Origin of the sequence: Pseudonocardia humida (genome assembly GCF_023898865.1) — a bacterium.
Classification (GTDB): domain Bacteria; phylum Actinomycetota; class Actinomycetes; order Mycobacteriales; family Pseudonocardiaceae; genus Pseudonocardia; species Pseudonocardia humida.
The window spans coordinates 54,971-75,109 of sequence record NZ_JAGSOV010000005.1; the positions used below are offsets into that span (position 1 = coordinate 54,971).

Sequence of the window (20,139 nt, forward strand, 5' to 3'; positions counted from 1 at the left end):
CGGGCACGACGACGGCCCGCCGGCGTGCTGCCGGCGGGCCGTCGCGGGGTCGGCTCAGACCACCTCGGGCTCAGCGCGCGGTGCCGCCGCGGCGCTTGTTGTAGATGTCGAAGGCCACCGCGAGCAGCAGCACCAGGCCCTTGACCACCGACTGGATCGACTGGTCGACGCCCATCAGCTGCATGCCGTTGCTCATCACCGCCATGATCAGACCGCCGACCATGGCGCCGACCACGGTGCCCACGCCACCGGTCACGGCGGCGCCGCCGATGAACGCCGCGGCGATGGCGTCGAGCTCGAACATGTTGCCCGCCGCGGGCTGGGCGCCGTTGGACCGCGAGGAGTAGATGATCCCGGCGACGGCCGACAGCAGGCCCATGTTGACGAAGATCCAGAAGTTGACCGTGCGGACCCGCACGCCCGACAGCTGGGCCGCCGACAGGTTGCCGCCGATCGCGTAGACCTGGCGGCCGAACACGGTGCGGCGGGTGACGACGCCGTAGGCCAGCACGAGCGCGGCCAGGATGATCAGCACGACGGGCAGGCCGCGGGCGTGCGCGAGCTGCCAGGCGAACGCCATCACGACCGCGCCGACGAGCACCACCCGCGCCACGAACAGCGGGAACGACTCGACCGGCTGCATGTAGGTGATCCGGGCCAGCCGGGTGCGGAAGCCGCTGACCGCGTAGCCCGCCACCGCGATCGCCCCGATCAGCAGGGTGAACGCGTCGAAGCCGTCGCCGCCCAGCAGGCCGTTCAGGAAGCCGCTGGCGACCACCTGGTACTCGGGGGTGAACGGCGAGAGCGAGATGTTGTCCAGCACCCGCAGGGTCAGCCCGCGGAACAGCAGCATGCCGGCCAGGGTCACGATGAACGCCGGGATGCCGACGTAGGCGACCCAGAAGCCGTGCCACGCGCCGACCACCAGGCCCACGGCGAGCGCGGCCAGCACGCCGACCCACCACGGCAGGCCCTGCTGGATGACCAGCACCGCCGAGACCGCCCCGGTCAGCGCGACCACCGAGCCGACCGAGAGGTCGATGTGCCCGGCGATGATCACGATCACCATCCCGATGGCCAGCACCAGGATGTAGGAGTACTGCAGGACGATGTTGGTGATGTTGATCGGGCTGAGCGACGTGCCGCCGGTCAGGATCGCGAACAGCGCCACGATCGCCACGAACGCGATGTAGATGCCGCTCTGGCGCAGGTTGCGGGTGAGCAGCGTGCGGATGTCGCTGGTCCCCGTGTGCAGGGCCGCGGCCGGTGCGGCCTGCTCCGGGGACGGGTCCGCCTTGGGCGCGGTCTGGGTCATCCGGCGAGCTCCCGGTCCTGGGTCATGAGGGCCATCAGGCCCTCCTGGGTCGCGTCGCCGACCGGAACCTCACCGGTGATCCGACCGGCCGACAGGGTGTAGATGCGGTCGCAGATGCCGAGCAGCTCGGGCAGCTCCGAGGAGATCACCAGCACCGCCTTCCCGGCCGCGACCAGCTTGTTGACGATCGTGTAGATCTCGTACTTGGCGCCGACGTCGATGCCGCGCGTCGGCTCGTCCAGGATGAGCACCTCGGGATCGGTGAACAACCACTTGCTCAGCACGACCTTCTGCTGGTTGCCCCCGGACAGCTTCCCCACCACGCTCATCACGGTCGGCGCCTTGATGTTCATCGCCCGACGGCTCTCCTCGGCGACCTTGGTCTCCTCGTTGCCGTTGACCCAGCCGCGCTTGGACAGCTTGCCCAGCGCGGCGGCGGAGATGTTGCGCCGGATGTCGTCGATGAGGTTCAGGCCGTAGCGCTTGCGGTCCTCGGTGGCGTAGGCGATGCCGTTGTCGATCGCCTCGGCGACGGTGCGGGCCCGCACCTCCTTGCCGCGCACGAAGACGCGCCCGGTGATGTTGCGCCCGTAGGAGCGGCCGAACACGCTCATCGCCAGCTCGGTGCGCCCGGCGCCCATCAGCCCGGCGATGCCGACGACCTCGCCGGCCCGCACGGTGAGCGACGCCCCGTCGACGACCTTGCGGTCCTGCGTGGGGTGCCAGACCGTCCAGTCCTCGATCCGCAGCACCTCCTCGCCCGCCGCGGACTCCCGGTCGGGGTAGAAGCTCTCCAGGTCGCGCCCGACCATCCCGCGGATGATCCGTTCCTGGCCGGCGTCGGGCTCGCTCATGTCCATCGTCTCGACCGTGCGGCCGTCGCGTATGACGGTGGTCCGGTCGGCGATGCTGACGATCTCGTTGAGCTTGTGCGAGATCATGATGCAGGTGATGCCGCGGTCCTTGAGCGTGCGCAGCAGGCCGAGCAGGTGCGCCGAGTCGGTGTCGTTGAGCGCGGCGGTCGGCTCGTCCAGGATCAGCAGCTTCACGTCCTTCGACAACGCCTTGGCGATCTCCACCAGCTGCTGCTTGCCCACGCCGAGCTGTCCGACCGGGGTGACCGCGTTCTCCTGCAGCCCGACCTCGTCGAGCAGCCGCGCGGCCTCGGCGTTGGCCTTGTTCCAGTCGATGAGCCCGCCGCGCCCGGTGAGCTCGTTGCCCAGGAAGATGTTCTCCGCGATCGACAGGTGCGGCACCAGGGCCAGCTCCTGGTGGATGATCACGATGCCGACGTGCTCGCTGTCGCGGATGCCGGAGAAGCGCACCGGCTGCCCGTCGAAGGTGATCTCGCCGTCGTAGCTGCCGGTCGGGTGCACGCCGGAGAGCACCTTCATCAGCGTGGACTTGCCGGCGCCGTTCTCACCGCAGATCGCGTGGATCTCGCCGCGGCGCACGGCCAGGTTGACGTCCTCCAGCGCGATGACGCCGGGGAACGTCTTGGTGATGCCACGCATCCGCAGGATGTCGTCGTCCATGGGACCTCGTCGTCGACTCTCTGGTCGTTCCCGATGTGGTGCCGGCCGGGCCCCGCAGCTCGTGCTGCCGGGCCCGGCCGTGGTTCTGGTGCTGTCGCTCAGCTGGACTGGCCGCTGGCGACTTCCTCCGCGGTCCAGTAGCCCGAGTCGATGAGGGACTCCTGGATGTTGTCCTTGTAGACGGTCTCGATCGGGAGCAGGTACGACGGCACGACCTTGACGCCGTTCTCGTAGGTCGTGGTGTCGTTGGCCTCGGGCTGGGTGCCGCCGAGGAACGCCTTGGCCGCGACGACGGCCTGCTCGGCCAGCAGCCGGGTGTCCTTGAAGATCGTGGAGCTCTGGACCCCGTCGTTGATCAGCTTGACCGAGGCGATCTCGGCGTCCTGGCCGGTGACGACCGGCATCGGGTCGGCGCCGCCGTAGCCGGCGTTCTGCAGCGCGGTGATGATGCCGCGGGAGATGCCGTCGTAGGGCGAGAGCACACCGTTGATCTTGGTGCCGTCGCTGTAGGCCCCGGTCAGCAGGTCCTCCATGCGCTTCTGCGCGGTCTCCTGCTGCCAGCGCAGGATCGCGGCCTGCTCGATGCTGGTCTGGCCGCTCTTGACGACCAGCTGGCCGCTGTCGATCAGCGGCTGGAGCACCGACATCGCGCCGTTGAAGAAGAAGAACGCGTTGTTGTCGTCCAGCGAGCCGGCGAACAGCTCGATGTTGAACGGCCCGGTCGCGGTACCGGCGGACCCGTCGGCGGTCTTGATGCCCAGCCCGGTCAGCAGGGCGTTGGCCTGGGCCACGCCGACCTGGAAGTTGTCGAACGTGACGTAGAAGTCGACGTTCGGGCTGTCGCGGATGAGCCGGTCGTAGGAGATGACCGGGATGTTGGAGTCCTTGGCCGCCTGCAGCTGGCTGCTCAGCGCGGTGCCGTCGATCGCCGCGATGACCAGCAGGTCGGCACCCTGGGTGATCATCTGGTCGACCTGCTGGGACTGGGTCGGGATGTCGTCGTTGGCGTACTGCAGCTCGACCTGGTAGCCGGCCTGCTCCAGCTGCTCCTTCACGGAGTTGCCGTCGGCGATCCACCGCTCCGACGTCTGGGTGGGCATCGACACGCCCACGAGCAGGTCCGCCGGGGCCTGGGTGGCGCCACCGGCGGCGGGGGCATCGCCGCCGCTGCCCGCACCGCCGCCGGAGCAGGCCGCCAGTGCGACCGCCAGTACGCCGGCCGCGGCGACCGATCCGAGCCTTGAGAAACGCAAGCCCATCTCCTCCTCGAGACGCATTCGCCGCTGACCGTGCCATGCGACTGTGCTGTGACGAGGGCCCAATGTGAGCGCTAACAACCCACACGTCAACCCCGACCCGACACCGTGATCGTCACGGTTGCGTAACAGGGCCGTGTAACACCGAGATCATGCCACGGCGACCTGCGGGAAATCGTTTCGACGACCGGATCGGGACGGGGCCCCGACGGAGGTCACAAGTCGGTCAAGAGATCACCCGTCCACAGCAGGCGACTACGACGAACAGCGCTACCGAGGGGTCGGCACCCTAGACGCTGCTACTCACCGGTAGGTCGACGCTCGCGGCCTCCTGGCGGCGGAGGTGGTCGAGGAGGTTCGCCGCGAACCGATCACCCATGAGCCGCATGGTCGCCTCCATGACCCGGCGCACGGCCGGCGCGGCCAGCCGCGGCAGCGGCAGGTCCACGTGCAGCGCGAGCCGGATCGTCAGCCGGGTGCCGCCGGGGACGTCGGACAACTCGTAGCAGCCCTCGGCGCCGGCCTGCTCGACGACGCCGGGCGGCGGCTCGTGGGTGTAGTCGATGCGGGACTGCGGGGTGAACCGCATCCGCTCGGTGAACACCGGGCTGATCCCCACCCCCAGCACCTCGAGACCGGTCATGTGCCAGCGCCAGCGGTCGCCGTCGGCCTCGATGCGCCGCAGCAGCGGGGTCAACCGCGGCAGCAGGTCGGGATCGGCCAGCGCGCGCCAGATCGCCCGGCGGGGGGCCGCGACGATGGCGTCCGATTCGGTGGACGCGGAGAACCGGGTCATACCGGGGGACTTCCCGGGCGGGGGCGGCCCGAATCGCGATCCGGGCCACGCCGTGCGGACCGTCGCCCGTGACTTCACGGACAGGTCATCCCGGCCGGTCGGCTCGTTGGTGGCCACTCGGGTCGAGCAGGCCGGTTCCGCATGCAGGTGGTCCCGTTGCGATAACAAACGAATAGTGTGGTTGCGCTGGCGGCCGTCCCCGGCCCGAGGTGCCGGTTGCGATTGTGAACACTTCACCTGCGAGCGCGGCGACTATCCTATGGTCCCGATTCCTCCTCGACGTCGTACGAATGTTCGAGTAGAATCGACGCATGTCTCCGGCCGAACTCGCCGCCACGGCAGACCGCATTCGCGCGGTCACCGTCGGGCTGCGCGAGAACGGTTCCGATCAAGACGCGCTGGACGCACTCGCGGCCACCCGGGAATTGACCCGGGCGATATCGCAACTGCAGGTCGAGGCCGTGGCCGTGTTGCAGCGCAGCGGCGCGTTCGCCGCCGCCGGACACCGGCGACCCGACTCCGCGGTGGCCTCGGTACTGACTGTCGATCGGGGGCGGGCGCGGGAAATCGTGCGGGCTGCCGAGCACGTCGCCGCCCGAGTGGATCTGCAGGGGCAGGTGCTGCCGCCGGTGCTGCCCGCGATGGCTGCCGCGTTCAGCGCTGGTTCGGCCAGCCTGCAACAGGTCGACCTGATCGCCCGACTCCTCGACTCACCGGCGGCGCGGCGGATCCCGCCCTACGCCTGGACCGGGATCGAGGAGCAGATCGCCGCGGTCGCCGACACGTCGACACCGACGGAGTTGGCCAGGTTCGGAGCCGAACTGGTGCGCGCCTACGACCAGGACGGCGCCGAACCCGACGACCGGGAACCCGTGCAGGTCAACGAACTACGACTCACCCCACTACCCGGCGGCGGCGGGAAGATCAGCGGGGTGTTCACCGACCCGGTCCGCTACGCCATGATCGCCACCGTCGTCGACGCCAAAGCCACCCCGCGCACCGCCCAAGACCCGCGCAGCGCCGCCGAACGCAACGCCGACGCGTTGACCGAGATCTGCGGGTTCGTCGCCACCCACGGCGACACCATCCTCCCCACCACCGCCGGCGAACGCCCCCACATCGCCGTCACGGTCAGGCTGGCCGACCTGGAGAACCGCGCCCGCGCCGCCTGCCTCGACCTCGGCGACACCCCCACCCCCGCCGCACTCCGAGCACTCTGCTGCGACGCCAAGGTCATCCCCATCGTCCTCGACGGCGACAGCCAACCCCTCGACATCGGGCGAGAAGCCCGCACCATCCCCCTCCCCATCCGCCGCGCGATCGTCGCCCGCGACCACGGATGCGCCCACCCCGGCTGCGACCGCCCACCCAGCTGGTGCGAATCCACCACATCAAAGAATGGGCCCGCGGCGGCCACACCAAAACCGACAACCTCGTCATGCTGTGCTGGACACACCACCAAGAGATCCACTCCACGGAATGGGCCGTACGCATCGCCCGCGACGGCCTACCCGAATTCATTCCGCCCGCGTGGCTCGACAAAGAACGCAAACCCCGGCGCCACCCCAGAACCGGACCACCCGGACGCCTCGACTCGACTCGACCAACACAGAACACCAACCCCGGCCGGAGTGTGTCCCGTGTTCCGCGCCGACCCCGTGGGCACAGGTGCCCACCCCGGTCCCGAAGCCCCTGCCGTCACGTCGGCACGCGCAGGCGCCGCCGGAGGCAAGCGAGACACCGCCGAAGCCAGCAGCAGCGCAGGCAGCAGCTCAGCCCGAAGATCGCACCGAGCAGGAGTTGCCCCACCGCCCCCGCCACCGGAAGGTGGGGTGCGCACCCACCCAGACGAGTTCCGGAGGAGCGCAATGAGCAATCACGTCTACCACGTCACCGAGGTCGTGGGCACGTCGCCGACCAGCGTCGACGACGCGATCCGGTCCGCGATCTCGCGGTCCTCGCAGACGTTGCGCAACCTGGACTGGTTCGAGACCACCGAGATCCGCGGGCACCTCGACGGCGGCGAGATCAAGCACTTCCAGGTGACCCTGAAGGTCGGGTTCCGGCTCGAGGAGCTGAGCTGAGCACTGCGGGGGCGCCGGCCCGCGACGTCGCGGCGGCGATGGCCGGGGCGGCGCGGGCCTGGCTCGACACGCTCGAGCCCGACCAGCTCGGCGTCGCCACCGGGGCGGCGCCGAGCGGCGGTGACGACGGCGGCGGCGGCGACGGTGGGGCCGACGCCGAACGCAGGCGCTGGTTCTACACCCCTACCGACCACGGCGGGCTCACCGTGCACCAGCAGCGCCCCGCGCAGCAGCGGGCGGCGATGCGGCTGGTCGCGTCCGGGCTGTCGGAGGCCGCCTACACGACCGTGGCCTCGGTGATGGGGCTGGAGAACGTGCTCGACCGCACGGAGGGCTTCGTCGCGCGGTTCGACCGCGAGCGCGGCCGCGACCCGGGCCTGTACTACCTGCGCGTGTTCGGCGAGCCCGGCGAGCGGGGGGCGTGGGGGTGGCGGTTCGGCGGGCACCACGTGTCGCTGAACAACCTGGTCGTCGACGGGGCCGTGGTGGCCACGACGCCGTGCTTCCTGGGGGCCGACCCGGCCTCCGCGCCGCTGTTGGGCGGGGCTCGGCTGCGGCTGCTCGGGCGGGTCGAGGACCTGGCCCGCGAGCTCGTCCGCTCGCTCGCCCCGGAGGCGGCGGCCCGCGCGGTCCTGCTCGACCGGGCCCCGGCCGACATCGTGGCCGGCAACCGCACCCGGCTCACCGAGGGCGACCGGGCCATCCCGCTGACCGGGGTCTGGCGCGGGCGCTTCGCCGACGCCGCCGAGCAGCAGCGGCTGCAGGCGGCCAGCGACGCCATCGACGAGGCCAGCGGCCTCGACGGCGACGACCACCGGGCCGTCGCGCTGACCGACGCGCCCAAGGGGCTGGCGGCCGCCGAGCTCGACCGGGGGCAGCGGGAGGTCCTGCGGGCGCTGCTGGCCACCTACCTCGACCGCGTGCCCGCCGCCGTGTCCGCCACGGCGCGCTACGCGGACGACGCCGCGCTCGGCGCCGTGCACTTCGCGTGGGCGGGCTCCACGGCGCCCGGCGACCCGCACTACTACCGGCTGCAGGGCCCGCGGCTGCTGCTGGAGTGGGACAACACCCAGCGCGGCGCCAACCACGCGCACTCCGTGTGGCGCGACCCCGACGCCGACTTCGGGATCGACGCGCTCGCCGCGCACCGCGCCGCGCACCACCGCTGAGCCGCCCGACCGGGCATGCTGCTGCGGTGGAACCCGTCACCGCGGTGGTGAACCCGGCAGCCGGTCGCGGGGCGGCGCTCGTCGTCGCCCGGCGGCTGGTCGAGGCCCTGCCCGCGGGCGGCGTCGAGGTGGCGCAGACGCGCGACCCCGCGCACGCCCGCGAGATCGCCGAACAGGCCTGCGCGCAGGGGCGCACCGTGCTCGCCGTCGGCGGCGACGGGTTGGCCGGCTGCGTGGCCGGGCCCGTCGTGGCGGCGGGCGGGGTGCTGGCCATGGCCCCGGCCGGGCGGGGCAACGACTTCGCCCGCCAGCTGGGGCTGCCCACCGACCCGGCCGCGGTCGCCGAGGTGCTGCTGACCGGGCGAATCCGCCACGTCGACGTCCTGGAGAGCGGCGGCCGGGTGGTGCTGGGCAGCGTCTACGCCGGCGTCGACTCGGCGGCCAACGCGATCGCCAACGCCCGACCGGGCGTGCCCGGCGCGCTGGTCTACCCCTACAGCGCGGTGCGCGCCCTACTCACGTTCCGCCCGGCCGGGTTCCGGCTCGGCGTCGACGGCGAGGAGTGGTCGGCGCGCGGCTACTCGGTCGTGGTCGCGAACTCCGGCTTCTACGGCGCGGGCATGCACATCGTGCCCACCGCCGAGGTCGACGACGGGCTGCTGGACGTGCTGGTCATCCCCGACTCGTCGCGCTGGACGCTGATCGCCTCGATGCGCGAGGTGTACTCGGGCACCCACCTGCGCCGCCCGGACGTGCGGGTGCGCCGCGGTCGGGAGGTCGAGCTGAGCATCGACCGGCCGCTGCCCGTCTACGCCGACGGCGAGCCGTTCGCCGACGCCCCGCTGCGGGTGCGCGTCCGACCGGGCGCGCTGCGGGTGCTGGTCCCGCGGGGCGGCTGAGAGCGGGGCGCCTGGAGCAGGATGTGCGGGGTGGAACCCCCCACCGACCCCCGGCTGGACGTGGTCGCGGAGGTGGTCGAGCTGCACGCCGGGCGGATCGCGTTCGTCCGGCCGCGCGACGCCACGGCCCTGCTCTACGAGGACGACGCGGACGCCGACCAGGCCTACCCGCCCTACTGGGCCGAGCTGTGGCCCAGCGGGGTGGAGCTGGCGCACGCGGTGTCGACGCGCCCCTGGCCCGGCGCGGCGGTGCTGGAGCTGGGCTGCGGGCTGGGGCTGCCGGCCATCGCCGCCGCCCTCGGCGGGGCCCGCGTGCTGGCCACCGACCGCTCCCCCGACGCGGTCACCTTCGCCGCCGTCAACGCCGAGCACAACGGGGTGGCCCTGCAGACCGCGGTCTGCTCGTGGGACGAGCCCGCCGCCCTGCTGGAGCGCGGCCCGTGGGACCTGGTGCTGGCCGCCGACGTGCTCTACGGGCAGCGCAACGTCGACGAGCTGCTGGCGCTGCTGCCCCGGCTGGTGGCCGCCGGGGGCGCCGTCTGGATCGCCGACCCGCGGCGCCCGCTGGCCGAGGAGTTCCTGGCGGCGGCCCGGCAGCGCTGGGACGCGGTCGAGACCGTCCCCAGCCGGGAGCCCGACGTCGACATCCACCGGCTGCGCGGGCCCCGTCGCCGCTGACGGGCGCCGGCGGGGTGCTGACCGGGCGCTACGGTCGGCGCATGCCGCGTCGTCGCCGGGCCGCCCGGCTCGGGCCCGTCCTGGTCGCCCCCGCGCTGGTGCTGGCCTGCTCGACGGGCGCAGGGCCCGCCGCCCCGGTGCCCCCGGCCGTCCCCACGACCACTGCCCCGCCCGATCCGGTGCTCGTCTGCGCGGGCCAGCTCGTCTACTGGGCCGAGCAGGACCTCGCCGGTGTCCCCGGCGAGGCCTACGACTACCAGCACCGCGGCCTGACCAGCGAGCAGAACGACGCGCTCGGGGTGCTCGAGGACCGGGCCAGGGCCGAGGGCTGGACCGCGGCGCAGCTCGCCGAGCAGGCCAGGGCCGCGTGCGTGGGCGTCGTCGCCGCGAACCCCCAGGGGTTCTGAGGCGGCTCAGCCGGGCTCGCCGTAGAGCGCGGGCCGGCGGTCGGCGAGGGCGTCGTTGTGCGGGCCCAATGACTTGTCCCGCGCCGCGGCCGGGTCGAGCTCGGCGGTGAGCACCGTCCGCGCGGCTGTGGCGCCGGTGGCGGTGGCCGGCCCGGCCAGCAGGTAGCCGGTGGCGGCGCAGACCACGCTGCCGCCGATCCAGTCGACCCCCCGCTCGGGCCCGCAGCGGTCGGCCACGACCACGTGCACCCGATACGCACCGGCCGCGGCCTGCGCCCTGAGCACCTCGAGCGGGCGCTCGCCGTCGGGGCGGGCCAGCCACGGCCAGTTCGCCGGCACCGCGACGACCTCCGCCCCGGCTTGCGCGGCGATGCGCACCCACTCCGGGAACTCCAGGTCGTAGCAGATCATCAGCGCGACCCGGCCGACCGCGGTCTCGACGACCGGGGGCGGCTCGTGGCCGGCCCGGAACAGCTCGGGCTCGCGCCCCCACAGGTGGACCTTGCGGTAGCTCGCGCGCAGCCGGCCGGCCTCCACGAGCACCGCCGAGTTGTGGACGGCCCCGTCGGCGCCGCGCTCGGCCAGCCCGGCCACCAGCACGCACCCCAGCTCCGCCGACAGGTCGCGGAGCAGCGCGACCGTCGGACCGTCCAGCGGCTCGGCCGCGGCACGGGCCTCCGCGGCGTCGGCGAAGGCGTAGCCGCAGACCGCCAGCTCCGGCAGCACGACCAGGCGCGCCCCCCGAGCGGCGGCCTCCCGCACGGCCGAGACCAGCTCCGTCGTGTCTCCGGTGCCGAGCCGGGCCGGGACCTGGCAGGCCGCGACCGTGAGCACGTCAGTCGTCGTCGGTGGCCGCGGCCAGCACGGCCGCCGGGGCAAGGTAGCCGTTCGGGTCGAGCACCCGCCCGCGCTCACGGGCCGCCGCCACGACCTCGGGCGCCCACTCCAGCCTGGTGCGGCCGTCGCCGTTGTTCACCACCAGCAGCTCGCCGGTCCCCGACTCGGCCGCCCGCCCGCCCGCGGTGTCGAGGAGGGTGAACGACCGCCACGCCCCCGCGGGCACCGACAGGGTGTCCAGCGGACCCAGCTCCACGACCCGCTCGTCGGCGCCGGTGTTCAGCCGCACCTCCCACCGCCCGGCCTTGGCCGTGACGACCTGCGAGCCGGGGTGGCGGTGGGTCAGCACGCCCTCCCCCGGCACGGCGCGCAGCCAGGCCAGGTCGAAGCCGTGCGGGTCGTGCAGCGCGGGCGCGGCCCGGCGGTCCTCGCTCATGCCGTAGCCGATGACCAGCGCGAGCTCGGCGCGCCCACCGGCCAGCGTGGAGCACAGGAACGGCTCGGCCAGCCAGCGCCGGTCGGCCGGGGTGACGACGCGGGCCCGGAACTCCTCGACGGTGAACGCGTCGAGCCGGTCGATCTCCTCCTGCGGCATGGGCTGGATGAGCGTGGCGCCGTCGGGCACCTGCTCGCCCTGCACCGTGTCGATCAGCCGGTTGTCGGCGGTCAGGTACAGGCCGTGGCCCGCGGCCTCCTCCAGCACCGTCGGGCCCCAGATGATGCCGCCGGTGTCGTCGCGGCCCAGAACGGTCAGCAGGACGCCCTCGTCGTCGCCGGTGTTGGTGAACCCGCGGAAGATCCACGTCGGCACGGAGACGACGTCGCCGTCGGTGCTGCGCAGCTCGCCCTGGCGGCCGTCGGCGCCCCAGCGCAGCTGGTAGTCGCCGCCGAAGTTGATGAACACCTCGGCGGTGAAGTGCAGGTGCAGGCTGTTGGTCGTGCCGCGGGGCATCCCCGCGGCGCCCAGGTTGAACCCGTGCGGCTCGCGCAGGTTGACGTACTGCTCGGCGCTCTGCGAGACGCCGGGCCCGATGAACGAGTAGTTGTCCTTGCGGTCGGAGCCGGGGGTGCGGCAGTCGATGAACGCGACCTTGCTGGGCACCCAGTCGGTGCGCCGGATGGTACGGCGGTCGACCTCACCGGGTGGGACCACGGTGTCGGGCATGCTGGCTGTTCCTCTCGGTACTGCTCAGTAGATGTTGGTGTCGGTGAACGCGAGGTCACCGCGCGTGGCGTTGATCTGGGCGCGCAGCGCGATCTCGTCGAAGACCCGGACCTCGCGCACGATGCGCCCGCGCTGGACCAGGAACTGGGACACGCCCAGCAGCTCGACCGGCGCGTTGGTGAGCTGCCCGAACGCCGGGATGCCGTGGTAGCTGCCCTGCATGGTCCACATCACGGCCACCCGCAGCCCGGCGTAGCGCTCGGCGTGGTTGGTCTGCACGTCGCGCACCGCGAACCGGGCGTCCGGGAACGGCGCCACCAGCGAGAGCAGGTCGCGCTGGTAGCCGTCCGGGCGCACGATCGTGGTGTCGCCGACGGTGTGCAGGAACAGGTCGCGCTCCATGTACTGGGGCACCTTGTTGAGCCTGCGCTGGTTCCAGACCTCCTCGATGAACTCCAGCACCATCTCGCACTCGGGCCGGAAGTCGTCCGGGCGCGGCCCGCTGTCGCCCGCGGTGAGCACGTCCACCGGGGCCGGCTTGGTCATCGAGCCCTCGTAGCCGCGGAACCGCTGGGCGCGGGCCACCTCGTCGGGGTCCAGGCCGTGCTGCAGGCAGTCGGCCAGCTCGTCGCGGACCACCCACTCCTCGACCATGCGCCCGCGCCGGTAGAGGCAGTTGGCGATGGTGCGCTTGCGGATGCGGGTGGGCCGCCCCCCGACCACGTGCTCGTCGGAGGTGAACACCAGGTGCGAGCTGAGGAAGGCGTCGTCGCCGCGGGCCTCCCAGACCACGTCCTCGGCCTGGCCGACGTGCTGCGGGGTGGTGGCGATGCGCATGAGGCTGCCCTCGATGACGCCCTCGCGACCGACCACCGTGCCCAGCCCGCCGTGCACGATCGAGTCCGGCTCGTAGTTGTCGACGATGTAGGAGACGTCGCGCTGGACCCAGATCCGGTCGGTCACCTCGCGGATGAAGTCGTCGGGGTCCTCGTACGGCCGGTACGCGACCGGGTCGAGCGGCATGTCGGCTCCTGACGGCGGGGGTCGGGGACGACGGCCACTGTATGCGTATGCACGACCAGGAGCAAGGCTACCCTGACCGCCGGGGGCGGCCGGTCACGCGCGGGGCGCCGCCACCGTGGCCCGCGCGATGTAGCGCGTGGGGTAGACCGCGCGCACCGGCTCGGCGTGCGGGTCGTCGACCCGGCGCACCAGCAACCGGGCCGCCTCGCGCGACATCGCGTCGAGGTCGTAGGCGACCGTGCTCAGCCTGACCAGCGCCCAGCTCGAGGTGGGCAGGTCGTCGAAGCCGGCCACCGAGACGTCGCCGGGCACCGCCACCCCCAGCTCGGCCGCGGCGTTGAGCGCGCCGAGCGCCACCACGTCGTTGGCGCAGAGCACGGCGGTGGGCGGGTCGTCGCCGTCGAGCAGGGCATGGGCACCCTCGTGACCTGCGCGGAAGTCGAACGGCCCGTGCCGGACGTCGCGGTGGGCCAGCGCGATGCCGTACTCGTCGAGGACGGCGCGCACCACCTGCTCGCGCTGCTCGCCGGTGCTGGTGTTTCGCGGGCCGAAGATGGCCCCGATCCGCCGGTGGCCCTGGCCCACGACGTCGGCCAGGAGGTCGCGCACGCCCCGCTCGGGGTCGACCGTGACCGAGTCGGCGGGCACGGCGAGCGCGGTGCGGTTGAAGTAGACGAACGGCACACCGCGGTCGCGCAGCCTGGTGGGCAGGACGGAGTCGACCGTGGTGGTGGCCAGCACCACCCCGCACAGGCCGTGGGCCAGCACGTGCTCGGCCACCGGCGCCGCCTCGGACGACTCGGTGATCAGCACCAGCTCGTGGCCCAGCCGCTCGAGCTCCTGGTGCATCGGGGCGATGACGTGGGCGTAGAACTGGTTCTCCAGGTCGGTGACGACCAGTCCCACGCGCGTGGAGCGCCCGACCGACAGCGCCCTGCCGATCGCGTTGGGCGCGTAGCCGAGCGCGGTGGCGGCCTCCCGCACCCGCTGCTTGGTGGCCTCGGAGACCTTCGGGTCGTCGCGCAGCGCGCGCGACACCGTCGGCTGGGAGACACCGGCGAGCCGCGCCACGTCCCGACTGGTGATCATCCCGCCCCCTTCCGGCGGCGAGCATAGCCGCGACCGCCGCGGGGCCCCTGCCGTCGACCTCGACCTTGACACGGATCCGCCGCCGCGGGTTCACTGCCGCGCATACGTATGTTACCTGGATCTGGGAGAGGCATGCCGCACGAGCTCAAGCCAGCCGCCGCGACCGACCGCACCGACCGCACCGCCGAGGACGTCGCCGAGCGCGTGCGGGCGATCATCGCCGACGTGCGCGCCCGCGGCGACGCCGCGGTGCGCGAGTACTCCGCCCGGTTCGACGGCTGGGAGCCCGAGCGGTTCCGGCTCTCGCCGGAGCGGGTCGAGGAGCTGGTGGCCGGGCTGCCCGCCCAGGTCGTCGAGGACATCCGGTTCGTGCAGGACCAGGTGCGCTCCTTCGCAGGCGTGCAGCGCGAGTCGCTGCGCGACGTCGAGGTGGAGACCCTGCCCGGGGTGGTCCTCGGGCACCGGCACGTGCCGGTCGCCGCGGCCGGCGCCTACGTGCCCGGCGGGCGCTACCCGCTCACCGCCTCGGCGCACATGACGATCGTGACCGCCAAGGCCGCGGGCGTGGACCGGGTGGTGGCCTGCACGCCACCGATCCGCGGCGAGGTGCCCGCGGCCACCGTGGCCGCCATGCACCTGGCGGGCGCCGACGAGATCCACCTGCTCGGCGGGGTGCAGGCGGTGGCCGCGATGGCGCTGGGCACCGAGTCGGTGGCCGCCGTCGACCTGATCGCCGGACCGGGCAACGCCTACGTCGCCGAGGCCAAGCGACAGCTGTTCGGCGAGGTCGGCATCGACCTGTTCGCCGGGCCGACCGAGATCCTGGTCGTCGCCGACGACACCGCCGACCCGCTGACCACCGCGGTCGACCTGCTCTCCCAGGCCGAGCACGGCCCGGACTCCCCCGCCGTGCTGGTCACCACCTCCGAGTCGCTGGGCCGCGAGGTGCTGGCGCTGGTCGAGCGGCTGCTGCCGGGCATGCCGACGAACGACATGGCCGGGCCCGCCTGGCGCGACCACGGCCGGATCGTGGTCTGCGCCGACGAGGACGAGATGTGGCGCGTGGCCGACGACCTGGCCAGCGAGCACGTCCAGGTGTTCACCGCCGAGCCGCGCCGGGCGCTGGAGCGCATGCGCAACTACGGCGCGCTCTTCCTCGGCGAGGGCACCTGCGTGTCCTACGGCGACAAGGTGATCGGCACCAACCACGTGCTGCCCACCCTCGGCGCCGCCCGCTACACCGGCGGGCTCTGGGTCGGCAAGTACCTCAAGACCGTCACCTACCAGGAGGTCCGCGACCCGGTCAGCAGCGCATCGCTCGGCCGGGTGTGCGGGCGCGCGTCGCGGGTGGAGCTGTTCGAGGGCCACGCCCGCTCGGGCGACCTGCGGGCCTGGCGCCACGGCGGCGACCGGTTCGACTGGATCGACGAGGTCACCGGGACCCGCCAGGAGCAACCGGCGTGAGCGAGCCCGCGAGCTCGCTCGCCGGGCGGACGGCGCTGGTCACCGGCGGCGGCAACGGCCTGGGCGCGGCGATCGCCGCGCACCTCGTCGGCGCCGGCGCCGGCGTGGTCCTGGTCGGGCGCCGCCCCGAGCCGCTGCGCGCGACGGCCGACCGCTTGGGCCCGGCGGCCCGCGTCGAGCCCTGCGACGTCGCCGACCCGGCGCAGGTCGACGCCCTGGCCCGGCGGCTGGACGGGGTGGCGGTCTCGATCCTGGTCAACAACGCCGGGATCGCCGGCCCGGTGGCCCCGCTGACCGAGATCGAGCCCGTCGAGTGGGACGAGGTGTTCGCGGTCAACGTGCGCGGCACCTACCTGATGTGCCGCGCGTTCCTGCCCGCCATGGTGGGACGCGGCGACGGCGACGTGGTCAACGTGGCGTCGGTGTCGGGCAAGCGCCCGCTGGCCCGGCGCACGCCGTACTGCGCGTCGAAGATGGCGGTGATCGGGCTGACCTCCACGCTGGCCTTCGAGGTCGGGCCGGCCGGGGTGCGGGTCAACGCGCTGTCCCCCGGCCCGGTCGAGGGCGACCGGATGGAGCGCAACTTCCGGCTGGAGGCCCAGCGCACCGGCACCTCGGTCGACGGGGCCCGCGAGGCGTTCGTCGGGCGCGCGGCGCTCGGGCGCATGGTCACCGCCGACGAGGTCGGTCGGGCCGTGCTGGCGATGCTGGCCATGCCCGGTCTCTCCGGGGCCGACGTCGACCTGTCCGCCGGGATGGTGGCCTGATGGCGGCCCCGCTGCGGGCCCGGCTGCTGGCCGGTGAGCAGGTGGTCGGCGGGCTGGTCCGGATGCCCTCCGAGGAGCTGGTCGAGATGCTGGCCGTGGCCGGGCTCGACTTCGTGCTGGTCGACTGCGAGCACGGCCCGGCCGACGTCGGGCTGCTGCGCCGGCACCTGGCCCTGGCCGACGCGCACGCCCTGCCGGTGCTGGTGCGCATCGGCGAGGGCGAGCACCACCTGGCCCAGCGCGCCCTCGACCAGGGCGCGCAGGGCATCGTCGCCCCGCACGTCGAGTCGGCCGCCGAGGCCGAGGCGCTCGTCCGCGCGGTGCACTACCCACCGCGGGGTGTGCGCGGCTTCGCCACCTACCCGCGGTCGGGGCGGTTCGGCACCGTCGACGCCGCCGAGCACCGCGCGTCGGCGGCCGACTCGACGCTGGTCGTGGCGATGCTGGAGTCGCCGGCCGCGATGCGTGAGGCCGCCTCGATCGTCGCCGTCGACGGGATCGACGCCTACCTGGTGGGCGTGGCCGACCTGGGCGCCTCCCGGGCCCCGGACGACCCCACGGTCGCCGAGCTGCTCGCCGCGGTCCGCACCGACCCCGGCACCGCCGCCGTGGCGCGCGCCGACCTGGCCAACGACGCGGCCGCCGCCGCGGCGTCCCTGGCCGACGGCGCCGCGATGGTCGTCTACAACGTCACCCACGTCGTGATGACCGCCCTGCGCGCCCTCCGCCCCTGACCCGCCGCCCCCCGGCGCTCTCCGCCCCGCCCCGCCCCGACGCGACCTCCCCGCGCCCGAGTGTCAGGAAAGCCACCATCAGGACGCCAGGTGTCCTGATGGTGGCTTTCCTGACATGGGGCGGGCGAGGGAGGGACGGGCGAGGTCAGGGGTGGACGGCGGGGGTGGCGAGCCAGGAGCGCAGGGCGGTGGCGACGGCGGCGGGGGCTTCGAGGGGTGCGAGGTGGCCGACGCCGTCGAGGACGTCCAGGCGGGCCCCGGGGATGCGGGCGGCGATCTCCTCGTGCCGGTCGAGCGGGCAGAGGCGGTCCTCGGCGGCCGCGAGCACGAGCGTGGGCACCGAGACGGCGGCCAGGGCCGGGCGCTCGTCGATGCGGGTCGCCTGGGCGGCGAGCTGGTGGTCCAGGACGGTGGCGCCGACGTCGTCGGCCATCGCCAGGGTGGCGGCGTCCAGGTCGGGGGTGCGCCGGTGCAGCAGCACGGGCAGCAGGTCGCGCTGGAGGTCCCGGGCGCTCGTCCCGGCGGCCAGCGCGGCGCGCTGAGCCGCCCAGGCGGCGCGCTGCTCGGGGGTCGGGCCGCGGGCGTTGGTGGACAGCAGGGCGAGCCGGGTGACCCGCTGCGGGGCCCGGCGCACCAGGGCCATCGCCACGATGGCGCCCAGGCTCAGCCCGGCCAGGGCGAACCGTGGCGGCAGGCGCTCCAGCAGGGCGTCGACGCAGCCGTCCAGGGTCGGGGGGGGGGGGGGGGCCGGGGGCGGGGGGGCGGGGGCCGCCGCCCCCCCCGGCCCCGCCCCCCCCCCGGGCGGGGGGGGGGGGCCCCCCCCCCGGGGGGGGGCCCCCCCCCCCCCCCGACCCGGCGAGCACTCCGCCCCACAGCCGCGACGAGCAGTTCATGCCGGGCAGCAGGACCAGCGGCTCGCGGATCACGCTCCCCCGCCGCGGCCGGTCGGCGTTCTGCGGGGGTGCTGCGCCCGCGGTTCGCCCGCGAGCTCGCTCACCCCTTGACCGAGCCCGCGTTCAGCCCGGCCACCAGGTAGCGCTGGGCGACGAAGGCGAACGCGATCACCGGCAGGGTCAGCAGCATCGCCGCGGCGCCGGCCTGCTGCAGCATCGGCAGGGTCTGGCCGAGCTGGGTGGCGATGAAGACCGGCACGGTGCGGGCCTGCACGTCGGTGAGGATGTTCGCGGTCAGGTACTCCTGGAAGGCGAACAGGAAGATGAAGATCCCGGCGGTGAGGATCCCCGGACCCATCAGCGGGATCATCACCCGGCGCAGCGTGGCGAACCGGCTGCAGCCGTCGAGCATGGCCGCCTCGTCGAGCTCCTTGGGGATCTCGGCGAAGAAGTTGCGCAGCAGCCAGATGCTGAACGGCTGGTTGATCGCCACCAGCGCGGCGGCCACCGCGAAGGTCGTGTCGTAGATGCCCAGCGCCCGGGAGATGTCGTACATCGGCAGGACCACCGAGAACCGCGGCAGCGCCCGGAACACCAGCGCCAGGATCAGCAGCACCGCGCTGATCCAGCCGGGGAACCGCGACAGCGCGTATGCCGCCGGGATGCCGATCACCAGCGCGGCGATCGTGCTGATCACCGCCACGATCAGCGTGTTGGCCACGTACTGGTAGAAGAGCGTGGTCTGCCACAGGTCGACGAACGAGGTGAACGACGGCTCGTAGAAGAACTGCGGCGGGTTGAGGAAGGCGACATCGGTCGGCTTGGTGACCGTCATCGCCGTCCACAGCACCGGGCTGAGCATCGCCAGGCAGACCAGCACCAGGATGCCGCCGACCAGCCAGCGGCGCCCGGAGCGCCCGGAGCGCCGGGGCGCCGGGTCGTCGGGGGCGGTGGCGGCGCGAGCTGCCGCGGTCGGAGGGGTCGTCTCGACGGTGCTCATGCTGTGGCTCCCAGCGCCTTCGGCGCGGCCCCTGCGGGGAACGCTATCGCGCTCATGCTTGTCGAGCCTCCTTGGCGACGCCGCGGATGAAGGGGAACAGCAGGACCACGATCAGCAGGATCAGCAGCACGTTCACCGCGCTGCCCAGGCCGAGCTGCTGGCCACCGTCCTGGAACGCGACGTTGAAGATGTAGAGCATGATCGACTCGTTGCCGATCTGCTCCGCCGCCGGGGACAGCGCGACGAGCTGGTCGTACGTCCGCAGCACATCCATGATCGAGATGATGGCGACGAACCCGAGCACCCCTCGGATGCTCGGGATGATCACGTGCCAGTGCGTGCCCCAGCCGGTGGCGCCGTCGATCCTGGCCGCCTCGATCAGCTCGCCCGGCACGCCCTGCAGGCCGGCGATGATCACCAGCATCGCGAACGGCAGCATGAACCACAGCGTGTTCAGCGCGACCAGCACCCGGTTGGGCCACGGGTCGGTGAACCACAGGATCTCCTGGCCGGAGAGCGCGGAGACCAGGTAGTTGACCACGCCGCCGAAGTTCGCGTCGAACAGCCAGGAGAACATCACCGCGCCCACCACGTGCGGGATCACGTAGGACACCAGCAGCACCCCGAGCACCCACGGCTTGGCCCGGCCCAGCCCGTTGACCAGCACGGCGAGCCCGTAGCCCAGCACGATGATGCCCACGACCACCGCCGCGGTGAGCCCGACGGTGAACAGCACGGCCTGGCCCAGCCGGGGGTCCGACAGCGCCCGGGCGTAGTTGTCCAGGCCGACGAACACCCCCGGGACGCCGTAGTTCACCTTCTGCAGGCTCCACTCCACCGTCCGGTAGAGCGGCAGCACCAGCAACCCGCCCATGACCAGCACGCTGGGGGTGACCAGGGCCAGGAACTCGCGCCGTCGCATGTACCCACCTCCTCGGGGGTCGTCCGACCCGGCGGGGGGGGGGGGGGGGGGGGGGGCGGGGGGCCCCGGCGGGGCCGGGGGGGGTGTGGGGGGGGGGCGGGGGGGG

Annotated in this window: 18 protein-coding genes and 3 pseudogenes; 10 read left to right on the forward strand and 11 right to left on the reverse strand. The window is 73.4% G+C overall.

Annotated features, from left to right (window positions below; translation table 11 throughout):
- Positions 1–70: 70 nt before the first annotated feature.
- From mmsB to KDL28_RS01360, 4 genes are all read right to left on the reverse strand, one after another.
- Positions 71–1,315: a multiple monosaccharide ABC transporter permease gene (gene mmsB, locus KDL28_RS01345; protein WP_252435274.1), complete on the reverse strand. Its 1,245-nt coding sequence runs from the start codon at positions 1,313–1,315 to the stop codon at positions 71–73.
- On the reverse strand, positions 1,312–2,850 hold the full coding sequence (mmsA, locus tag KDL28_RS01350; RefSeq protein WP_252435275.1) for a multiple monosaccharide ABC transporter ATP-binding protein: 1,539 nt from the start codon (positions 2,848–2,850) through the stop codon (positions 1,312–1,314). The genes mmsB and mmsA overlap by 4 nt, the downstream gene beginning before the upstream one ends.
- Before the next feature lie 98 nt (positions 2,851–2,948).
- Entirely contained in the window at positions 2,949–4,103 is a 1,155-nt protein-coding gene (gene chvE / locus KDL28_RS01355; RefSeq protein ID WP_252435276.1) for a multiple monosaccharide ABC transporter substrate-binding protein, read from the reverse strand.
- 292 nt (positions 4,104–4,395) lie between these two features.
- Positions 4,396–4,902 (reverse strand): SRPBCC family protein, encoded by a 507-nt coding sequence (locus KDL28_RS01360; protein ID WP_252435277.1) that lies wholly within the window; start codon positions 4,900–4,902, stop codon positions 4,396–4,398.
- Positions 4,903–5,213: 311 nt separating this feature from the next.
- Here KDL28_RS01360 and KDL28_RS01365 point away from each other — a divergent pair.
- From KDL28_RS01365 to KDL28_RS01390, 7 genes and pseudogenes are all read left to right on the forward strand, one after another.
- A pseudogene (locus tag KDL28_RS01365) lies at positions 5,214–6,224 on the forward strand (DUF222 domain-containing protein); the annotation flags it as partial.
- 17 nt (positions 6,225–6,241) lie between these two features.
- A pseudogene (locus KDL28_RS42015) lies at positions 6,242–6,331 on the forward strand (hypothetical protein); the annotation flags it as partial.
- Positions 6,332–6,770: 439 nt separating this feature from the next.
- The gene (locus KDL28_RS01370) at positions 6,771–6,986 is read left to right on the forward strand and encodes a dodecin (RefSeq protein WP_252435296.1); all 216 of its coding nucleotides are present in this window, start codon (positions 6,771–6,773) and stop codon (positions 6,984–6,986) included.
- Positions 6,884–8,155, forward strand: coding sequence for a DUF3500 domain-containing protein (locus KDL28_RS01375; RefSeq protein WP_504967666.1), 1,272 nt, complete (start codon positions 6,884–6,886; stop codon positions 8,153–8,155). The genes KDL28_RS01370 and KDL28_RS01375 overlap by 103 nt, the downstream gene beginning before the upstream one ends.
- Positions 8,156–8,181: 26 nt before the next feature.
- The gene (locus tag KDL28_RS01380) at positions 8,182–9,054 is read left to right on the forward strand and encodes a diacylglycerol/lipid kinase family protein (RefSeq protein ID WP_252435279.1); all 873 of its coding nucleotides are present in this window, start codon (positions 8,182–8,184) and stop codon (positions 9,052–9,054) included.
- A gap of 30 nt (positions 9,055–9,084) precedes the next feature.
- Entirely contained in the window at positions 9,085–9,732 is a 648-nt protein-coding gene (locus KDL28_RS01385) for a class I SAM-dependent methyltransferase (RefSeq protein ID WP_252435280.1), read from the forward strand.
- A gap of 41 nt (positions 9,733–9,773) precedes the next feature.
- On the forward strand, positions 9,774–10,139 hold the full coding sequence (locus KDL28_RS01390; protein ID WP_252435281.1) for a hypothetical protein: 366 nt from the start codon (positions 9,774–9,776) through the stop codon (positions 10,137–10,139).
- Between the two features lie 6 nt (positions 10,140–10,145).
- Here the strand turns inward: KDL28_RS01390 and KDL28_RS01395 are convergent, their stop codons facing one another.
- From KDL28_RS01395 to KDL28_RS01410, 4 genes are all read right to left on the reverse strand, one after another.
- On the reverse strand, positions 10,146–10,973 hold the full coding sequence (locus tag KDL28_RS01395; RefSeq protein ID WP_252435282.1) for a nitrilase-related carbon-nitrogen hydrolase: 828 nt from the start codon (positions 10,971–10,973) through the stop codon (positions 10,146–10,148).
- A gap of 1 nt (position 10,974) precedes the next feature.
- A complete protein-coding gene (locus KDL28_RS01400; protein ID WP_252435283.1) occupies positions 10,975–12,141 on the reverse strand; it encodes a cupin domain-containing protein in 1,167 nt (388 codons plus the stop codon).
- 24 nt (positions 12,142–12,165) lie between these two features.
- Positions 12,166–13,164, reverse strand: coding sequence for a nuclear transport factor 2 family protein (locus KDL28_RS01405; RefSeq protein ID WP_252435284.1), 999 nt, complete (start codon positions 13,162–13,164; stop codon positions 12,166–12,168).
- 93 nt (positions 13,165–13,257) lie between these two features.
- Positions 13,258–14,253 carry a LacI family DNA-binding transcriptional regulator gene (locus tag KDL28_RS01410; protein WP_252435285.1) on the reverse strand — a complete coding sequence of 332 codons (996 nt, stop codon included), beginning with the start codon at positions 14,251–14,253 and terminating at the stop codon, positions 13,258–13,260.
- A gap of 132 nt (positions 14,254–14,385) precedes the next feature.
- Between KDL28_RS01410 and hisD the strand changes: the two genes are divergently transcribed.
- From hisD to KDL28_RS01425, 3 genes are read left to right on the forward strand one after another with little or no spacing between them, the layout of a single operon-like run.
- Complete coding sequence (gene hisD / locus KDL28_RS01415; protein ID WP_252435286.1) at positions 14,386–15,717, forward strand: histidinol dehydrogenase; 1,332 nt, start codon at positions 14,386–14,388, stop codon at positions 15,715–15,717.
- Complete coding sequence (locus KDL28_RS01420) at positions 15,714–16,484, forward strand: SDR family NAD(P)-dependent oxidoreductase (RefSeq protein ID WP_252435287.1); 771 nt, start codon at positions 15,714–15,716, stop codon at positions 16,482–16,484. The genes hisD and KDL28_RS01420 overlap by 4 nt, the downstream gene beginning before the upstream one ends.
- The gene (locus KDL28_RS01425) at positions 16,484–17,218 is read left to right on the forward strand and encodes an HpcH/HpaI aldolase family protein (protein WP_252435288.1); all 735 of its coding nucleotides are present in this window, start codon (positions 16,484–16,486) and stop codon (positions 17,216–17,218) included. Before KDL28_RS01420 ends, KDL28_RS01425 begins: the two co-directional genes overlap by 1 nt.
- A gap of 145 nt (positions 17,219–17,363) precedes the next feature.
- Here the strand turns inward: KDL28_RS01425 and KDL28_RS01430 are convergent.
- The 3 genes and pseudogenes from KDL28_RS01430 to KDL28_RS01440 all read right to left on the reverse strand — a co-directional run.
- Positions 17,364–17,993: pseudogene (locus tag KDL28_RS01430) on the reverse strand (alpha/beta fold hydrolase); the annotation flags it as partial.
- 218 nt (positions 17,994–18,211) lie between these two features.
- Positions 18,212–19,111, reverse strand: a complete 900-nt coding sequence (locus tag KDL28_RS01435) for a carbohydrate ABC transporter permease (RefSeq protein WP_252435289.1) — start codon at positions 19,109–19,111, stop codon at positions 18,212–18,214.
- Positions 19,112–19,163: 52 nt separating this feature from the next.
- On the reverse strand, positions 19,164–20,033 hold the full coding sequence (locus tag KDL28_RS01440) for a carbohydrate ABC transporter permease (protein WP_252435290.1): 870 nt from the start codon (positions 20,031–20,033) through the stop codon (positions 19,164–19,166).
- Positions 20,034–20,139 lie beyond the last annotated feature (106 nt).

Bases quoted from the DNA above. Each gene is read 5' to 3' on its own strand.
- mmsB (WP_252435274.1), bottom strand. From the start codon at position 1,315: ATGACCCAGACCGCGCCCAAGGCGGACCCGTCCCCGGAGCAGGCCGCA.
- mmsA (WP_252435275.1), bottom strand. From the start codon at position 2,850: ATGGACGACGACATCCTGCGGATGCGTGGCATCACCAAGACGTTCCCC.
- KDL28_RS01360 (WP_252435277.1), bottom strand. From the start codon at position 4,902: ATGACCCGGTTCTCCGCGTCCACCGAATCGGACGCCATCGTCGCGGCC.
- KDL28_RS01370 (WP_252435296.1), top strand. From the start codon at position 6,771: ATGAGCAATCACGTCTACCACGTCACCGAGGTCGTGGGCACGTCGCCG.
- KDL28_RS01390 (WP_252435281.1), top strand. From the start codon at position 9,774: ATGCCGCGTCGTCGCCGGGCCGCCCGGCTCGGGCCCGTCCTGGTCGCC.
- KDL28_RS01400 (WP_252435283.1), bottom strand. From the start codon at position 12,141: ATGCCCGACACCGTGGTCCCACCCGGTGAGGTCGACCGCCGTACCATC.
- KDL28_RS01405 (WP_252435284.1), bottom strand. From the start codon at position 13,164: ATGCCGCTCGACCCGGTCGCGTACCGGCCGTACGAGGACCCCGACGAC.
- KDL28_RS01410 (WP_252435285.1), bottom strand. From the start codon at position 14,253: ATGATCACCAGTCGGGACGTGGCGCGGCTCGCCGGTGTCTCCCAGCCG.
- hisD (WP_252435286.1), top strand. From the start codon at position 14,386: ATGCCGCACGAGCTCAAGCCAGCCGCCGCGACCGACCGCACCGACCGC.
- KDL28_RS01425 (WP_252435288.1), top strand. From the start codon at position 16,484: ATGGCGGCCCCGCTGCGGGCCCGGCTGCTGGCCGGTGAGCAGGTGGTC.
- KDL28_RS01435 (WP_252435289.1), bottom strand. From the start codon at position 19,111: ATGAGCACCGTCGAGACGACCCCTCCGACCGCGGCAGCTCGCGCCGCC.
- KDL28_RS01440 (WP_252435290.1), bottom strand. From the start codon at position 20,033: ATGCGACGGCGCGAGTTCCTGGCCCTGGTCACCCCCAGCGTGCTGGTC.